Origin of the sequence: Pedobacter terrae (assembly GCF_036946585.1) — a bacterium.
Classification (GTDB): Bacteria; Bacteroidota; Bacteroidia; order Sphingobacteriales; family Sphingobacteriaceae; genus Pedobacter; species Pedobacter terrae_C.
In genome coordinates this window covers 117,738-133,923 of the sequence record NZ_JAQIIV010000009.1, presented here as the reverse complement: position 1 = coordinate 133,923, position 16,186 = coordinate 117,738, and the positions used below count along the sequence as shown (strand labels likewise).

The following is a 16,186-nucleotide window of genomic DNA, read 5'->3' as shown; positions in this document are numbered from 1 at the left end:
AAATGTTAAGCGGATTAACAAATTATCTGATGCCGGTACTCCTGATCCGCAAAGCAGGTACGGCAAGCTTTAGTGCAGCTTTAAAACTGCCTAAAGCTTTTAAAATTCCGATTAAGCTTATTAACTCAACTTTATGAAACTAATTATTACAACGGGCATGATGCTTGTTTTTTCTCTTTTTTTATATGCCCAATCGCCTGTTAAGGCTTTGCAAGTGGGCGATAGGGTACCAGATGCTTTTTGGACTACACCCAGAAAATTTATGGTAGGTGGTAAGGTAGTGCAGCGGAGTATGGAACAGTTTAGGGGCAAGCTCCTGATTATAGATTTTTGGGCTACCTTCTGTATTCCATGTATTAAAGGGATGCCAGAACAAGAAAGGCTTTCCAGGTTGTTCAGCAGCGAAGTTAATATCGTAAGCGTAACTACTGATAACGAGAAACTGATTTCGACATTTTATTCTTCAGAAAGAAATCCCGTTGGCAGGGATTTTACTTCAATTGTAGATGATAAAGAGTTAAATCAATTTTTTCTGCACAATAAGATTCCACATCTGGTTTGGATCGATAACCGTGGCATAGTGAAGAATACCACCGAGGGTAATGCGCTATCTGAAGCAAATATTAAGGCAGCCCTATCTGGAAATTTAAGTTTATCTCCCTTAGATTACATCTACCCGAATACGGTTTTGATGATGAACCAGAACCCTACGGGAATGCAATCATTTAACTTATTAATTAAAGGTAGAATACCAGGTATTTCAAGTTCAACGGTCCGTTCCAATGGATCGAACACTGGAATGATCATTTTTAATCATCCACTACGTTGGACTTACACTGTGCTGGCAATGGGAGAATTCCCGTGGTTTTCTGATCAGCGGTTTAAACTTGATTTTGATGATGTGGATGGCTTTAATAATCCGTCTTTAAAGCCAGAAGATCTTTGGACTGTAGACTTATGGGCACCAAAGGAAAAATCTGCTTCATTAAAAAAACTGACGATGAAGTACCTGAACGAAAATTCGGGATACTCGGCCGCAGTAAAAGTAATCAACACCGCAGTGTATAAGTTAAAGTATTTACCATCAAAGGCCACTCGTGAACTGAAAACACAGGGTGGACGACCCGCTAATTTGGGTTTTCACAAAGGATCGAAATTTATCAACCAACCCATAGCCAACCTGATAAATAATATTCAAGACTGTGCCTTTGTTAAATATCCGGTTTTGAATGATACTCATCTCGATTTTTTAATTGATCTGGAGCTTTCAGCCGTAAAGGATATGGTAGGATTAAATGCATTGCTAAATCCCTATGGTTTATCGCTGGTAGTCGATCATCAGGAATTGGAAATGCTTGTAGTTAGTAAAACCGATAAAACAAACTAATATGAGATACATCTTATTTTTAACTGCTTTCCTCATTGCATTAAGCACAGCTGCCCAAGAGAAATTAGCTGTCATAATGGTTCTTAATGCAGAAACAAAAACACCGTCGGAAGGAGCGATCTTAAAATTTACAACAATTAACAAAACTTTCCTTAGTGATAGCACGGGTAAGGTTTTAATTCCGAAATATACCGGAGAATACACCATTGAAGTAAGCCGCATGGGTTATGAAAAAACTTTAGTTAAGCTAAATTTGCCCTTAAAAGCTGATCTGATCATTTACTTACAGCCTGTGGTAAGGCTGCTGGACGAGGTACAGGTACATACAGGTTACCAGACCTTGCCGAAGGAACGGTCTACGGGCTCATTTACCAATTTAGACAATAAACTATTGTCGCAACAGGTGGGGCCTAACATTATCTCCAGATTAGAGGCAGTTTCATCAGGTCTGATCGTTGACCGGTCTACCAACAGCGGTGGAAGGCTGATGATCCGTGGATTAAGTTCGATACAGGGGCCCAAAGCGCCACTGATTGTACTTGATAATTTTCCTTATGAGGGCGATATCAACAATATAAACCCTAACGATGTGGAAAGTATCACAATTTTGAAAGATGCAGCTGCTTCAAGTATATGGGGCGCACGTGCTGGAAACGGAGTGGTGGTTATCACATCAAAAAATGGGCGATTTAATTCGAAAATCAAGATCGATGCAAATATCAATACCAATGTCGTCCAAAGCCCTGACTTTTCCAGGTTAAAGCAGATCACTTCGACTGATTATATTGATAACGAAATCTTTCTTTTTTCAAAAGGTTTTTATCAATCTCAAATCAATAATGCTCAACAGCCGGCCTTAAGCCCCATTGTAGAACTGTTGCTGAAAAAAGAGAATGGAATGGTATCGAATGATGCCGCACAGGCAGAGATTGACCGGTTAAAATCGTTGGATGTAAGGGACCAGTATAAGCAGTATTTTTATTCAGCAGGGTTAAATAATCAGGCTTCTGTTAATATCTCCGGTGGGCAGGAATCATTTAAATGGTACTCGTCCGTTGCCATTGATGATAACAGATCGGTAACAGATGCTGTTTTCAGGAAGTTGAATTCAAAAATGAGCATGACTTACAAGCCCTATAAAAGCCTCGAGCTTAGCACCGGATTTTATTATACCAATAGCACTGCGCGTACAGGAAAGCCAGATTATGGCAGCATCAGTTCTGTATCAGGAAATCTCTATCCTTATGCAGAATTCGCGGATGCCGGTGGCAACGCCCTTGCTATTCCAAAGGATAGGCGTGCATCGTATCTGAGTGGATTGGCAGGTGGCCGTTTGGGCGATTGGAAATATTATCCTTTGACCGATTATCAGCATGTTAACAACCAAACTAAGATAGGAGACCTGCTTCTTGACGCCGCTTTAATACAAAAATTACCTTATGGATTTTCTGTTACATTAAAATACCAATATGAAAACCAGGAGCGTAAAAATCCGGTGCTTAGCGATGAGCAAAGTTATTTTGCACGGAACCTAGTTAATGATTTCGCTCAATATGCAAACAACACTTTAAGTTATAAGATACCGAAGGGAGGAATTCTGGATAATGCTTTCAATTCTTTACAGGTACATAATATGCGGGGGCAGCTTAACTATGGCTTAAATACACCGGTTCATGTTATAGCAGGATTTATTGGTGCAGAAACAAGGGGGGCGTCGGTTAATGGGCTGTCTTCCAGGTTGTATGGCTTTAGGGATGATATTATTTCTGCCGGAGTAGTTGATTATACAACTGCATATCCCTCGCTTACCACCGGAAATAATTCGTTTATACCAGACAGAAATGGAATAATAGCCACAAACACAAGATTTGTTTCCGTTTTTTCAAATCTATCTTATTCCTATAAATCCAGATATACCGTTACCATGAGCGGCAGAAGGGATGCCTCAAATCTTTTTGGGGTTAACACCAATGATAAATGGAATTTACTTTGGTCAGCAGGGTTACTATGGAACCTGTCAAATGAGCATTTTTTTAACAAAGACTTTTTCAGTTCGCTAAAGATCAGGGCAACTTATGGGCTTACCGGTAACATTGATCCTGCCATGACCTCAATTTCAACTATCGTTTACGTAGGAAATTCTTCCAATACCGGACTACCATATGCCAGGTTCAATACCTATTCAAATCCGTCATTAAAATGGGAAACTTCCGCAATGACAAATCTGGGTGTGGATTTTTCGATGTGGAACGACCACTTGTCGGGTTCATTGGAGTATTTCCATAAGAAGGGAAGAGATTTATTTGGTGTTGCGAGCTTAGATTATTCGGGTGGTGTAGGACAATCTATTGTAAAAAACGTGGCTGAGATGAGCGGGAATGGCTGGGAGATTCAGCTTAACTCCATCAATACCGAAGGCAGGCTAATCTGGAAAAGCAGTTTTAATATAAGCGGTTACAGGGATAAGGTTGATAAATATTTATTGTCAAATTACCAGGGGAGCAATTTTTTAGGCATTGCAGGGGGACCTTCAATCTCTGGCGTAATTGGAAGTCCGGTTTACTCGATGTATGGTTACAAGTGGGGCGGCTTGGATCCAGCTAACGGCGATCCCATCGGTTACCTCAATGGGAACACGAGTAAGGATTATAACCTGATTACAGGGCAGGGTACACAGCTTTCAGACCTGGTTTATTATGGTTCTGCTGTACCCAGGATATTTGGTGGCTTAGGCAACGGTTTTCACTATGGTAACCTCGAACTTAATGTTCAGTTTAGTTTTAAGCTTGGTTATTTTTTTAGAAGAAATTCCATTCAGTATGCTAATCTGAATATTGCGGGACTGGGCCATGCAGATTATGAATCGCGTTGGAAACAACCAGGAGATGAACGCAACACAGACGTTCCTTCCCAGATATACCCCACCGTTAGTGCCAGAGATAATTTCTACAGGGGGTCAGAGGTACTGATCACAAAAGGTGATCATATCCGCTTACAATATATCAATCTGGGTTATAGTCCGAAAATCCGTTCAAAGGTATTCAGAAGTTTTACGGTTTATGCTACCGTTTCGAATTTAGGCCTGATATGGGCGGCAAACAGGCAGGGTTTAGATCCTGACTATGAAATCGGTCTAACTGGTCTGGTACCTCCTAAAACATTTGCAATTGGCCTTCGGACGAGCTTTTAATCTTAAATGAATTTTATGAAAATATTATATCTAGTAGCTATTGTGTTGACGATGTCATTACTTGGCTGTAAAAAGTTTTTGGATGAAAAATCTGATATGAAGTTGGCCGTACCAGAACGACTGGACGATCTGCAGGCACTGCTGAATAACGAAAATTTAAACAATGCGGTAGATCCGGGCGCTGCTGAAGTTAGTGCTGATGACTATTTTGTTACTGATGCAGACTTGAATAGTTTATCAATTGAGCAGAATAAAAGATTGTACACATGGGAAAAGGACAATTTATTTACGAGTGAAAACTTTCCCAATGACTGGGAATACTTGTACAGATTAATTTATACCGCTAACACTGTTCTGGAGAATCTGGAGAAAATCGAGCGGACTTCTTCAAATGCTGGCCAATATGATAATATAAAGGGGCAGGCATATTTTAATCGCGCACGTGCTTACTACAATGTGTTACAACTTTGGTCTGTAGGTTATAATAGCAGTACAGCAGAGACCGATTTAGGCCCGGTAATAAGAGAATCTACTGATTTTAATAAAACTTCAGTCAGATCATCGGTAGCCAAGGGCTACAATTATGTGCTTGCTGATCTTTTTGAAGCTAAACGCTTGCTGCCAAATGTATCGGTACATCCGCTCCGCCCTGGTAAGCAGGCATCGTTTGGCCTTCTGGCCCGTGTTTACCTTAGTATGAGAGAGTATAGAAATGCAGCCTTATACGCAGATTCATGTCTTAAGATTAAAGCTGTTTTATTGGATTATAACCTGATCAGTACTACGCCTACATTTCCTTTTGCCAGGTTCAATGCCGAGGTTATTTATGAATCTGCTGCTTCTATCCCGCAGATTTTGAATAATTCAAGAGCAAAGATTATTCCTGAACTTATTAGCCAATATACCGATAACGACCTGAGGAAAGTACTTTATTTTAAAAATAACAATAATGGAACCTATGGTTGGAGAGGGAGTTACCGGGCTGGGCAGGGTGTATTCCCAGGTATTACCGTTGATGAGCAATACCTCATCCGGGCGGAATGTAATGCCCGTTTGGGAAATTTACAAATTGCGGTAGATGATCTGAATACCCTATTGATCAAACGTTTCAAAAGTGGTGCCTACATTCCTTACACAGTAAATTCATTGGATATTTTAGGCGTGATTTTAAAAGAGCGAAGAAAGGAACTTGTGATGAGGGGCCTGCGCTGGACTGATTTAAAACGGTTTAATCTTGAAGGCGCAAATATTACGTTAAAAAGAACGGCTAATGGAATTAACTATGAACTTAAACCCAATGATGAAAGGTATGCCCTTGAAATTCCGCAAGATGTGATTGCAATAAGTGGTATTGAGCAAAATCCTAGATAAAATTAGTGGGGGAATTTTCCCCCACTAATTTTAAGACTATTGTTCTGGTGTACGTTGATTCGATAACGCAATTATATCGCTATTGGTTTTACCTACAAAAAAATCTTGAAGATCTGATTGGGTAACAACTGTTTCCGGAACTTCGATAACACATGGTAACGGCTCATTATCTTCAGTACACTTTGCTGAAGGCATTGAGGTATGTACATACTTTGTATGGTCTCTCAAATTATTGTCTGGATTTGGCTGGTAAGCCCAGAAAGTAGTTGCTCTGGTGGTAGTAAAAGCACTTTGTGTTGCGATAAGGCCGAACCCCAATACGAGGGCTACAAGGCCTAAATTGATTTTTTTTAACATGGTTTTTAAGTTTGATATCCTGCTTATCAAATAGGGCTTAAGCAGCTAGCCCGGCTGTTTGATTTTTTTTGGCCATCAATACAGCTTGTAGTTTTTGATCTGTTGGTTCGGCCAGGACCATTGTAGAGCTTTTAATCGTTGTCACTTACCTCCGGCTTTAGTGTAATAAATAGTGAGAGAATTGAGGCGCTAATAAAAAAAATATTGAAAATGAGGTGAGCTTTCCAGCCCATGGCTTTAATTATGCCACCACAACTGCATGGTTTTTTAGGGAAATATCCTGAAATGATGAGTATAATATATGCCGTAAAAACCAGCATGAGTAAGAGCGACAAAATCATGCCTGCCTTATTTGTTTTTTTAACCAATAGCAGTATTGCGGCAAGGATTTCCAACAGTGGTATTGCATATAATAGCACGAGTGTTACACCTGGACTGAAAACTTGCAGGCTCATCTCTTGTTTGTAAGCTTGAAAGTCAACCAATTTGCTCCCCGCGGTATATATCCAGAGTAAAATGAATGCTGCAGAAATAACCTGTACTAGCGATGTTTTCATATCCAATTTTTCTTTGCTATTTCGAAATTGGATTATTATCTGCTAAACCACCTCACAGCTAAATGGGAAAAACATGAATCTTGAAGTAAAGTGATGCCAGCTACGCGGGTTATAATGGTGTAATTGAGCAGTTGGCAAATAAATTATGGGGCGTACTATTTATTTCTATTTCTCATAGCACTCAAAGTACTGCTATGAATGCCAAGGTATGATGCTACATCTTTGACTGCAGTCTGGCTAAAAACTGTCGGAATAGATTCAAGAAGTTTACTTAGCCTTTGGTTAGCATTTTGCGTTTTTAAGCCAATTGTTATCATGATCAATTTTGCCAGTAATTCCGCATCTATTTCGTCATACAAATTGGCAGATTCATGGAAGAGTTTGTGTATGTTATCATTGTGTTTTAAGGGGATGCTTAAGACAGCTGAGTCTTCTAAAAATTGTATAAAAAGCTGCCCTGGCATATACTTAGAGATGGATTTAAAATCTGGCAACATATCTTGTGATTGGAAGAACATAACGGTAATCTCCTGCTCATTTTCAATGTCATAAATAAATATTCTTCCACCGCCTTTTGCCAGGTAACAAAAACGGCCAAGTGCTATACTGCTGGATGAAATTTTTTCCATTCTATTGAAATCTGTCTGATACATCGAGTAGTTAAGGTAAGCCCTTAAGCCGACCGAAAGTTTTTGATAGGAGGATAATTTGGTGAGGTATTGTTCTTTTTCCATAACCTGTTTTTAAGGGTAAAGAAATGCATATTTTAAAGTTTGTCAAGTTGCTGTTGCAGCAACCCCCGGCAACCCCGTTATTTTTTTGTTTTAAGAAAATAAAAGGCGCAGATCTGTTATATTTGAGCCATGAAATAAAAATTAATTATATATTGATATTGTAGCAATAGCTATTTTACTGTTTTAGAAAACCGCAAAACTTCAAAAAGACACAGGATAAAATAGATGGTTGCCTACGCTACGCGTGGGTGCCTGTTTATCTTGTGTCTAGGCATTTTGCGGTGCCTCTAAAGCAGATATCGGGTTAACCCACGCTTTTTATGGACAGTTCCTCCCAGTCGAATTATTTTCTCCTCAACCTGCCTATTGCAGAACTTCCGCTATCCGAGAATTTTAAGCTTAGAAGCAAATTAATGGGCTTTTTTACCCTTCAGGATATCATTGGAGCAAAACAAAGAGAGTTATCTACGCTTGAGGATTATTCAGAACACTGGTATCTTGAATTTGTAGATTTCTTATATAGAAAAGAATTATTAAATCTGCTCGGCTAGCATTTGAGCTGGGCAATGCTTAACATGGTCGCGATTTTTTCGATTACTTTTTGAATATCTTTCTCAACATTACCATAGTATGCATTTTTAAAGCTTTTTTCTGATATGATGTCTTTTTCGGATGTGCTATAGTGTTTCGTGATGTATTGATGCAGCAGCTTCGGACTCTGTGTTGTAATAATGCCTGCCTCAACCTGTAGATTGACAAACAGGGCAAGCTGCCTAACGGTAAAGGTTACTTTAAAGTTGCTTTCTAAAATCCCACCGCGACTCAGGTCTTCGGCGATGGTATCTATTGATCGGAGGTAACTGATTTCGTTTTCAATATATCTCAATATGGCTTCATCAATATCTGGCAAATTTCTATTGTAAGGTGTGCTGATGGTTTTAAAAACCTGCCCGATCAGTTTTTTAAAGAAATGGATTAATCTATATTGCTCGCTAATATTTTCGCAGTTCTGAAGTTCAAGATTAAGGTGCTGACAGCAGGCATGATAAAAAGAGGGATGATTAAAATTTAACGATACGAGTAAAAGAATAATCTGGGATAGATCTAAAGGCAGCAAAAAATTATCTAATGCCATTTTCAGGGATTCGAAAAAGTCGTACAGATACCCGGCCTGTTCAAAAGTAAAACGGCCTGGATGATTATTCAAGTTTTCGAACATCTGCTTAAATAAGGTAATGGTTTCATGATCCGCCTGCAATTCTTCAACTTTTTTTAGCACCTGGCTGGAATTCGCTGCAATATCTAAAAAGAGTTGTTTTTGGCAAAATGCTGAAACGGGGCAATCAAAGTCAAAATAATAAGGTAAATGTTGCTGAAGGTCCAAAACCATCTGATGGAGTAAGTTGACTATGCTACTAATCTCCTCATTTCTCTGTGCTTGATCAGCATAAGGCTCACCATCAGTTATCACAGTTTCTAACTCATTTATTAATTGCATCAACCCTCTTTGATGTTGCCTAACATATGTTTTTGATTTGTCGGGCTCAACTTGCGCAACATGATGCAAAATGGAATTAGTTATCCGTTTGCTTTCCTTTAAAATTTTGTCTTGCAATGCTTTGTTAGGGCATTGATACGCCGTTCCAATTTTAATCGCATCTAAAATCAATTCCCTGAAGCTTATAATTTCATACATCATTTGCTTAACAGCCAGTTGCTTAATTTTAGCACTTTTATTTTCATTGTTCAAATTAACTTGGTAAAACGCAGCGTTAACGTGGTGAAACTAAATTTTAACGGTTGTGGGCAATTATAGGCAGGTTTTGTTGATGTTAAAAGTTAGATACGCATTTAAAGCAAGACGGTAAGGAAAATGAACAACGCTTTCGGAATTTTTAAATCGGGTAGTTATCCACTGATTTATGATTGTAGATGATTTTTTATTGCGCCCGATATCTGATTTATCTCACTACGCCTAATGAAATATGATGACCATTTCCAGTCAGTTTATGATCAGCTCGCGTTTCAGGATCGATCTCTTCTGCTTTCATTAAGATCCAATCAGATCCCTGTTTTCTTAAAACGCGTAAAGTCTCCGCTAAGTAAACGATGCTAACATAATCATCCTTTGGGTAATCGTCAGTGTTAGTACCTGATCGTCATGGTTAATTTCAATATTAAATGCAGTCATGATTTAAAAATCACTGCATTTCGCTTATTGTTTTGGTAAGGGTAGGTTCAGGTTAAACAAACTACTATTGGTAAGTAGTTCAAAGAAATATTTTAAGATTGGATGTTTAAATGCTAAAATGTATTTTTCGACACTTTTTATTAACTGTTTAAGCCGATTAATTGTATAAATGAGCTAATGCTCAGTAACTAATCAATCGGCTTAAATAATCATATTGTTAATCCATTCTTCCAGGATATTGCTTCAACGCTATCTCTAAACAGTCCATAGCGGTATTTAAATCATCGGTATTTAATACGTAAGCCATACGAACTTCATTTTTACCGGAACCAGCAGTAGAGTAAAAGCCGGTGGCAGGTGCCATCATTACCGTTTGGTTATCATGGTTAAAATCTTCTAAAATCCATTGACAGAATTTATCGGCATCATCAATAGGGAATTTGGCCACGACATAAAATGCACCTCCTGGATTAGGACAGAAAACGCCATTGATACTATTTAACCGATTGACCAACGTATCCCTGCGTAAAGTATATTCAGTATTTACCTTTTCAAAATAACTGTCAGGCGTATCTACAGCCGCTGCACCAGCAATCTGTTCCACCATACCAGGGCTTAATCTGGCCTGCGCAAATTTCAATCCTGACGCAATAACTTCTTTATTTTTGGTAATTAAACAGCCTAGGCGCGCACCACATGCACTATAACGTTTAGAAACCGTATCCATAATCACCACATTTTCATCTAAACCATCTAAATGCATAGGTGAAATAAATTCCCTTCCATCATAACAGAATTCGCGATAAGCTTCGTCAGAGAACAAAAACAGATCGTATTTCACACAGAGTGATTTTAAAGCTTCTAATTCTTCTTTAGAATATAAATAACCGGTTGGGTTATTAGGGTTGCAGATAATAATCGCTTTGGTTTTTTCTGTAATTAATTTTTCGAATTCGGCAATTGGAGGTAATGCAAAACCATTTTCGATATAAGAAAGGATTGGTTTCACCACAACATTGCTCATACAGGCAAAGCCGTTGTAATTCGCATAAAAAGGTTCTGGAATGATAATTTCATCCCCTTCGTTTACACAGGTTTGCATGGCTATGGTGATGGCTTCTGAACCACCAACGGTTACCAGGATATTTTCTGGCGTAATATTGTAACCTAATTTATTGTAGTATTCGGTAAGTTTTAAACGGTAGGCTAGCGTACCTTCTGATGGTGTGTAGGCCCAAACATTAAAATCAATGTTTTTGATGGCGTTTAACATTCCTTCAGGGGTTTCTATATCTGGCTGACCAATATTTAAATGGAAAACTTTCTTACCATCTTTTTTAGCTTGATCTGCAAATGGAGTTAACTTTCTGATTGGTGACGCAGGCATCTGCACACCTTTTTGTGAAATTTTTGGCATGGCACAAAAATAAAAAAGTCCGGATGAAAATCCGGACTTTTTAAATATTATCGTTTAAAAAATTATTTTGAAGATGCGGCAACTGTTTCACCTTTAATGTAAAGCACTTTAATTGGCGTTTTAGCATTTGATGTAATGGTTACGGCTTTAGAAAAAGTTGACGGACCAGCAGCTGCATTGAACGTAACTGAAATTACACCGGTTTCGCCTTTTTTGATCGGGGTAGAAGTATATTTAGGCACTGTACATCCACAACTTGCTTCAGCCTTGGTGATAATTAAAGGTGCTTCGCCAACATTGGTGTATTTGAAATCGTAAGTTACTGGTTTGTTTAACACAATTTTACCAAAATCGTGTGTTTCTGATTCAAATTTGAATTCTGCAGGTTTGGTTTGCGCATTTGCTGCAAGGCCCAAACCTAAAACAAAAGCGAATAATACTAAGATCTTTTTCATGTTATGTGGGTGTAATTTATTTTTAAAAATTCTAAAACAAATTTAATGTTTTCTCCATAAAACAAAAACTATTCCAAATATATTTTGCTAATCCATATATAATTTTACAATGGAGGATAAAGGCAAGCTTTTAATTTTGCATATATTTGCCGCAACCAATCTTTGATTACTATGCCGAATGAAAAATTGATGACCAAAACTATTGATGCTTCCGAACTTAGTTTTAACGATTTTAAATCCATCGTTATAAACGACTATAAAATTGCCTTCGAAAGTAGGCAGGCCAGTATTTTAGGCCGTAGGGAAGTATTAACAGGCAAGGCTAAATTTGGCATTTTTGGAGATGGTAAAGAGGTCCCACAGCTGGCTATGGCCAAGGCATTTAAAAATGGTGATTGGCGCTCGGGTTATTACCGTGATCAGACTTTTGCGTTTGCCACAGGGATTTCTACCATTAAAGAATTTTTTGCGCAGCTTTATGCCAATCCAACCGAAGGAGCTGATCCATTTTCGGGGGGAAGGCAAATGAACTGTCATTTTGCAACAAAATCTGTAAATGAAGATGGCAGCTGGAACGATTTAACGCAAATTAAGAACTGCTCCTCTGATATTTCACCAACAGGCGGCCAAATGGCCCGTTTGGTAGGTTTGGCTTATGCCTCTAAGTTATTCAGACAGAATAAAGAACTCAATTATTTAAAACACTTTTCCGTAAACGGAAATGAAGTGGCATTTGGTACCATTGGTAACGCGTCAACTTCGGAAGGGGTATTTTTCGAAGCCATTAATGCTGCTGGCGTTTTGCAGATACCAATGGCCATTTCTATTTGGGATGATGACTATGGCATTTCTGTACCTGCAAAATATCAAACTACAAAAGAAGATATTTCAGAAGTTTTAAAGGGCTTTCAACGTGATGCTGATCAGCCAGGATATGAAATTTATAAAGTAAAAGGTTGGGATTATCCGGCTTTGTGCGAGGTTTATGAAAAGGCCATACAGGTTTGTAGAGATGAACACGTTCCCGTTTTAATTCATGTTACCGAACTTACTCAACCTCAAGGGCATTCTACATCTGGTTCCCATGAAAGGTATAAATCAAAAGAACGTTTATCCTGGGAAACCGAATACGATTGTATTCAGAAAATGCGTTCCTGGATGCTAGAATCCGCCTTGGCAACAGAAGAGGAAATCGCAGCGCTTGAAAAAAATGCAAAGATTTTTGTTCGTAATGCACAAAAAGAAGCATGGAATGAATTTTTGGATAGTATTAAACCTGAACAGAAACAAGTGGTTGATTTAGTTAGCGGCGTAGCTAAACATCAGCCCGAGCTAGCAAAACTTGCTGCGAGTTTAGCGGCAATTGCCGATGCGCAACGCCGGGAAGTATTTGCTGCTGCACGCAAAGCCATACGTTTATCAGCTGGTTTGAACAATCCTGAACGTACCAACTTATTGGAATGGTATAAACAACAGAATCAATTAAATTATGACCGTTACAACTCCAAATTGCATACCAACGGTAAAGAAAGTCCGGAGACCATTGCCCTGGTTGAAGCTGTATATGATGAGCAACCGAAAATGGTTGATGGTAGGGAAGTGCTAAACGCTTGTTTTAATGAAAACTTTGCACGAGATCCTCGGCTGGTGGCTTTTGGAGAAGATTTAGGAAACATTGGAGACGTAAATCAAGGTTTTGCAGGTTTGCAGGCCAAATATGGCGAACTAAGGATTACCGATACCGGAATTAGGGAAATGACGATAATGGGACAGGGTATTGGTTTGGCTATGAGGGGTTTAAAGCCCATTGCCGAAATTCAATATCTTGATTATCTGATTTTTGCATTAAATGTGCTCAGCGACGATCTGGCTTCACTTTCTTATCGAACCAAAGGAATTCAAAAAGCGCCGGTTATTGTACGTACCCGTGGTCATCGTTTGGAAGGAATCTGGCATTCCGGCTCACCAATTAGTATGATCTTAAGCACTTTAAGAGGGATGCATGTATGCGTACCAAGAAATATGACCCAAGCTGCCGGTATGTATAATACTCTTTTTAGAGCTGATGAACCAGCCATTGTGATTGAATGTTTAAACGGTTATCGCCTTAAAGAAAAACTGCCAAATAATGCTGGCGATTTTACCGTACCGCTAGGCAAAGCAGAGGTTTTGGAAGAAGGAACTGATGTTACGGTTATTTCTTATGGTTCTAGCTTAAGAATAGTACAGGAGGCGGCGGAGGAGCTGAACTTAATGGGTATTTCTGTAGAAATTATAGATCCACAAACGCTCTTGCCTTTCGATACCACCCAGGTTTGTGTTAACTCGCTGGCTAAAACCAGTAAACTATTGGTGGTAGATGAGGATGTTCCAGGAGGAGCATCTGCATATATCCTTCAAAAAGTTTTGGAGGAACAAAAGGGTTATTTCCATTTAGATGGTCAGCCCAAAACATTATCGGCTAAAGCACACCGCCCACCATTCGGATCAGATGGTGATTATTTCAGTAAGCCATCCGTTGATGATGTAATCGAAGCCGTTTATCAGATGATGCATGACGCAAATCCAACTAAATACCCTTCGCTATTCTAAAGACATAAAATTCGGGGAAAAGTGCCGGTTGTTACGGTGTTGTGCACTTTACTGTAGATCAAACTATTAAGCCATTTAGGCTTATGGTGAAAAGTTTTTTGAAAATGCTCTTTGTGCTAATAAACGTGGACCATTTCAAACTTGGAAAAAAGTGCGGTGTAACATGTGCCGCACGGCACAAAGGTAAAGTTATTTTTTTTCTTAATGTTTCTTTTTTCCTGTATACAATTTTTCTCCTGCCTTTATAGGCAATTGTAAGTCGTTTTCTTCTGGTGGTACAGGGCAGCGGTAGCCATCACTATAGGCACAATAAGGGTTATAGGCTTTATTAAAATCGATTGTGATATGGTTATCCACGATTTCTTTAGCATCCAGATCAATGTATCGGCCACCACCATAAGTTTCCTTATTGTTGGTTTCATCCGTAAAGGGCAAAAAGAGGTGATCTTTATACACGGGATTATTGGATAAAGAAACACTTCTATATAGCGTCATTTGGATTTTTTTGTTATCCAGAATAAAATTTACATGTGCATATTTAAAATAATCGCTGCTCGAGCCGTTAAAAGTAGGCATTTTAAAAACTTTTTCGTTCTCTAATAATTCTACAGTAGCCAAAATTTTATAAGTACTGTCCGCATCATAAAAGTGCAGGTTTTGCAGATCGTTCTTCTTAAGCGGTGAATGTTCGTCTTTAATAAAATCCTGTTTATAAGCTTCACGGTGTTTTGCAATCTGTTCAGTGTAACTTTGGGCAAAGCTATTTATGCTGACTAATAGCAATAAAAGGGTGATGATTTTCATTTACAAAATATTAAATAGCACTAGCTTTGTTTCTTAAAAACTGATCGGCTAAAACGAGTGCAGCCATGGCTTCAACAATAACTACGGCTCTGGGTACCACACAAGGATCATGTCGGCCTTTGCCTTTAATTTCCGAAGCTTCGCCTGCGGCATTGATAGTTTGTTGATTATGCATAATGGTTGCAACAGGTTTAAATGCCACTTTGAAGGTGATATCCATTCCATTAGAAATACCTCCTAAAATGCCGCCAGCATAATTCGTAGTGGTTTTAAACACTTTGGAATCTGCAGCTTTTGGCTGGGGAATATCATTATGCTCGGATCCCCTTAATTCACTTCCGGCAAAACCAGAACCATATTCGAAACCATGAACGGCATTGATGCTGAGCATGGCTTTACCTAAATCTGCATGCAATTTGTCGAAAACAGGTTCGCCTAAACCTGCCGGACAGCCCTTTATTACGCAGCTTATTTTTCCGCCCACGGTATCGCCATCTTTTCTAACTGAATCAATAAATTCAATCATTTCATGTGCCGTGGCAGGATCGGCGCAGCGCACAATATTCTCTTCTCTGATTTGCAATAAAGCAGATAAATCGTTGCTTTCCAAATTTGGCGCTTCAATTGTGCCTACTGAAGTTACATGAGCGAAAATTTCGATGCCCTGTTGTTTTAAAAATAATTTTGCAATGGCTCCGGCTGCTACACGGGCAGCAGTTTCGCGCGCAGACGAACGCCCGCCACCACGGTGATCGCGGATTCCATATTTAGCGTCGTAAACATAATCGGCATGGCTTGGGCGGTAAATATCAACATTATGCCCGTAATCTTTTGAGCGCTGATCTTCATTCGGAATTAAAAGTGCAATCGGTGTACCCGTACTTTTTCCCTCAAATACACCTGATAAGATCTGAACGGTATCACTTTCTTTTCTTTGTGTGGTGATTTTGGATTGACCTGGTTTACGTTTGTCCAGTTCTGATTGGATAAAATCCATATCAATATCCAATTGTGCCGGACAGCCGTCGATAATTGCACCGATAGCCACACCATGAGATTCGCCAAAGGTTGTGATGCGAAAAAGTTGCCCGAATGAGTTGCCTGCCATATTTTAATAAGTGAATGGTTAAT

At 39.0% G+C, this 16,186-nt stretch carries 14 protein-coding genes; 6 read left to right on the top strand and 8 right to left on the bottom strand.

The window, feature by feature from the left end:
- The first annotated feature begins 2 nt into the window (after nt 1–2).
- From PGN18_RS13835 to PGN18_RS13820, 4 genes are read left to right on the top strand one after another with little or no spacing between them, the layout of a single operon-like run.
- The gene (locus PGN18_RS13835) at nt 3–137 is read left to right on the top strand and encodes a hypothetical protein (RefSeq protein ID WP_335320115.1); all 135 of its coding nucleotides are present in this window, start codon (nt 3–5) and stop codon (nt 135–137) included.
- On the top strand, nt 134–1,387 hold the full coding sequence (locus tag PGN18_RS13830) for a TlpA family protein disulfide reductase (RefSeq protein WP_335320114.1): 1,254 nt from the start codon (nt 134–136) through the stop codon (nt 1,385–1,387). The genes PGN18_RS13835 and PGN18_RS13830 overlap by 4 nt, the downstream gene beginning before the upstream one ends.
- Nucleotide 1,388: 1 nt before the next feature.
- Nucleotides 1,389–4,577: a SusC/RagA family TonB-linked outer membrane protein gene (locus PGN18_RS13825; protein ID WP_335320113.1), complete on the top strand. Its 3,189-nt coding sequence runs from the start codon at nt 1,389–1,391 to the stop codon at nt 4,575–4,577.
- 15 nt (nt 4,578–4,592) lie between these two features.
- Nucleotides 4,593–5,948: a RagB/SusD family nutrient uptake outer membrane protein gene (locus tag PGN18_RS13820; protein WP_335320112.1), complete on the top strand. Its 1,356-nt coding sequence runs from the start codon at nt 4,593–4,595 to the stop codon at nt 5,946–5,948.
- Between the two features lie 36 nt (nt 5,949–5,984).
- Here the strand turns inward: PGN18_RS13820 and PGN18_RS13815 are convergent, their stop codons facing one another.
- The 3 genes from PGN18_RS13815 to PGN18_RS13805 form a co-directional block, all read right to left on the bottom strand.
- The gene (locus PGN18_RS13815) at nt 5,985–6,305 is read right to left on the bottom strand and encodes a hypothetical protein (protein WP_335320111.1); all 321 of its coding nucleotides are present in this window, start codon (nt 6,303–6,305) and stop codon (nt 5,985–5,987) included.
- Nucleotides 6,306–6,436: 131 nt separating this feature from the next.
- On the bottom strand, nt 6,437–6,862 hold the full coding sequence (locus PGN18_RS13810; RefSeq protein ID WP_335320110.1) for a MauE/DoxX family redox-associated membrane protein: 426 nt from the start codon (nt 6,860–6,862) through the stop codon (nt 6,437–6,439).
- 155 nt (nt 6,863–7,017) lie between these two features.
- Nucleotides 7,018–7,596: a hypothetical protein gene (locus tag PGN18_RS13805; RefSeq protein WP_335320109.1), complete on the bottom strand. Its 579-nt coding sequence runs from the start codon at nt 7,594–7,596 to the stop codon at nt 7,018–7,020.
- Between the two features lie 320 nt (nt 7,597–7,916).
- Here PGN18_RS13805 and PGN18_RS13800 point away from each other — a divergent pair, with 320 nt between their 5' ends.
- Nucleotides 7,917–8,147 carry a hypothetical protein gene (locus PGN18_RS13800; RefSeq protein ID WP_335320108.1) on the top strand — a complete coding sequence of 77 codons (231 nt, stop codon included), beginning with the start codon at nt 7,917–7,919 and terminating at the stop codon, nt 8,145–8,147.
- On the opposite strand, the gene PGN18_RS13795 is transcribed toward PGN18_RS13800, so the two are convergent.
- From PGN18_RS13795 to PGN18_RS13785, 3 genes are all read right to left on the bottom strand, one after another.
- The gene (locus tag PGN18_RS13795) at nt 8,144–9,346 is read right to left on the bottom strand and encodes a hypothetical protein (protein WP_335320107.1); all 1,203 of its coding nucleotides are present in this window, start codon (nt 9,344–9,346) and stop codon (nt 8,144–8,146) included. The genes PGN18_RS13800 and PGN18_RS13795 overlap by 4 nt on opposite strands.
- A gap of 658 nt (nt 9,347–10,004) precedes the next feature.
- On the bottom strand, nt 10,005–11,204 hold the full coding sequence (locus tag PGN18_RS13790; RefSeq protein WP_335320106.1) for a pyridoxal phosphate-dependent aminotransferase: 1,200 nt from the start codon (nt 11,202–11,204) through the stop codon (nt 10,005–10,007).
- Nucleotides 11,205–11,266: 62 nt separating this feature from the next.
- Complete coding sequence (locus tag PGN18_RS13785; protein WP_090987962.1) at nt 11,267–11,659, bottom strand: DUF1573 domain-containing protein; 393 nt, start codon at nt 11,657–11,659, stop codon at nt 11,267–11,269.
- Nucleotides 11,660–11,830: 171 nt separating this feature from the next.
- Here PGN18_RS13785 and PGN18_RS13780 point away from each other — a divergent pair, with 171 nt between their 5' ends.
- Nucleotides 11,831–14,251 (top strand): alpha-ketoacid dehydrogenase subunit alpha/beta, encoded by a 2,421-nt coding sequence (locus PGN18_RS13780; RefSeq protein ID WP_335320104.1) that lies wholly within the window; start codon nt 11,831–11,833, stop codon nt 14,249–14,251.
- Between the two features lie 201 nt (nt 14,252–14,452).
- Here the strand turns inward: PGN18_RS13780 and PGN18_RS13775 are convergent, their stop codons facing one another.
- Together PGN18_RS13775 and aroC are read right to left on the bottom strand one after the other, a co-directional pair.
- Nucleotides 14,453–15,055: a DUF1684 domain-containing protein gene (locus tag PGN18_RS13775; RefSeq protein ID WP_335320103.1), complete on the bottom strand. Its 603-nt coding sequence runs from the start codon at nt 15,053–15,055 to the stop codon at nt 14,453–14,455.
- A 10-nt stretch (nt 15,056–15,065) separates the two neighbouring features.
- Nucleotides 15,066–16,163 carry a chorismate synthase gene (aroC, locus tag PGN18_RS13770; RefSeq protein WP_335320102.1) on the bottom strand — a complete coding sequence of 366 codons (1,098 nt, stop codon included), beginning with the start codon at nt 16,161–16,163 and terminating at the stop codon, nt 15,066–15,068.
- Between the last annotated feature and the right edge of the window lie 23 nt (nt 16,164–16,186).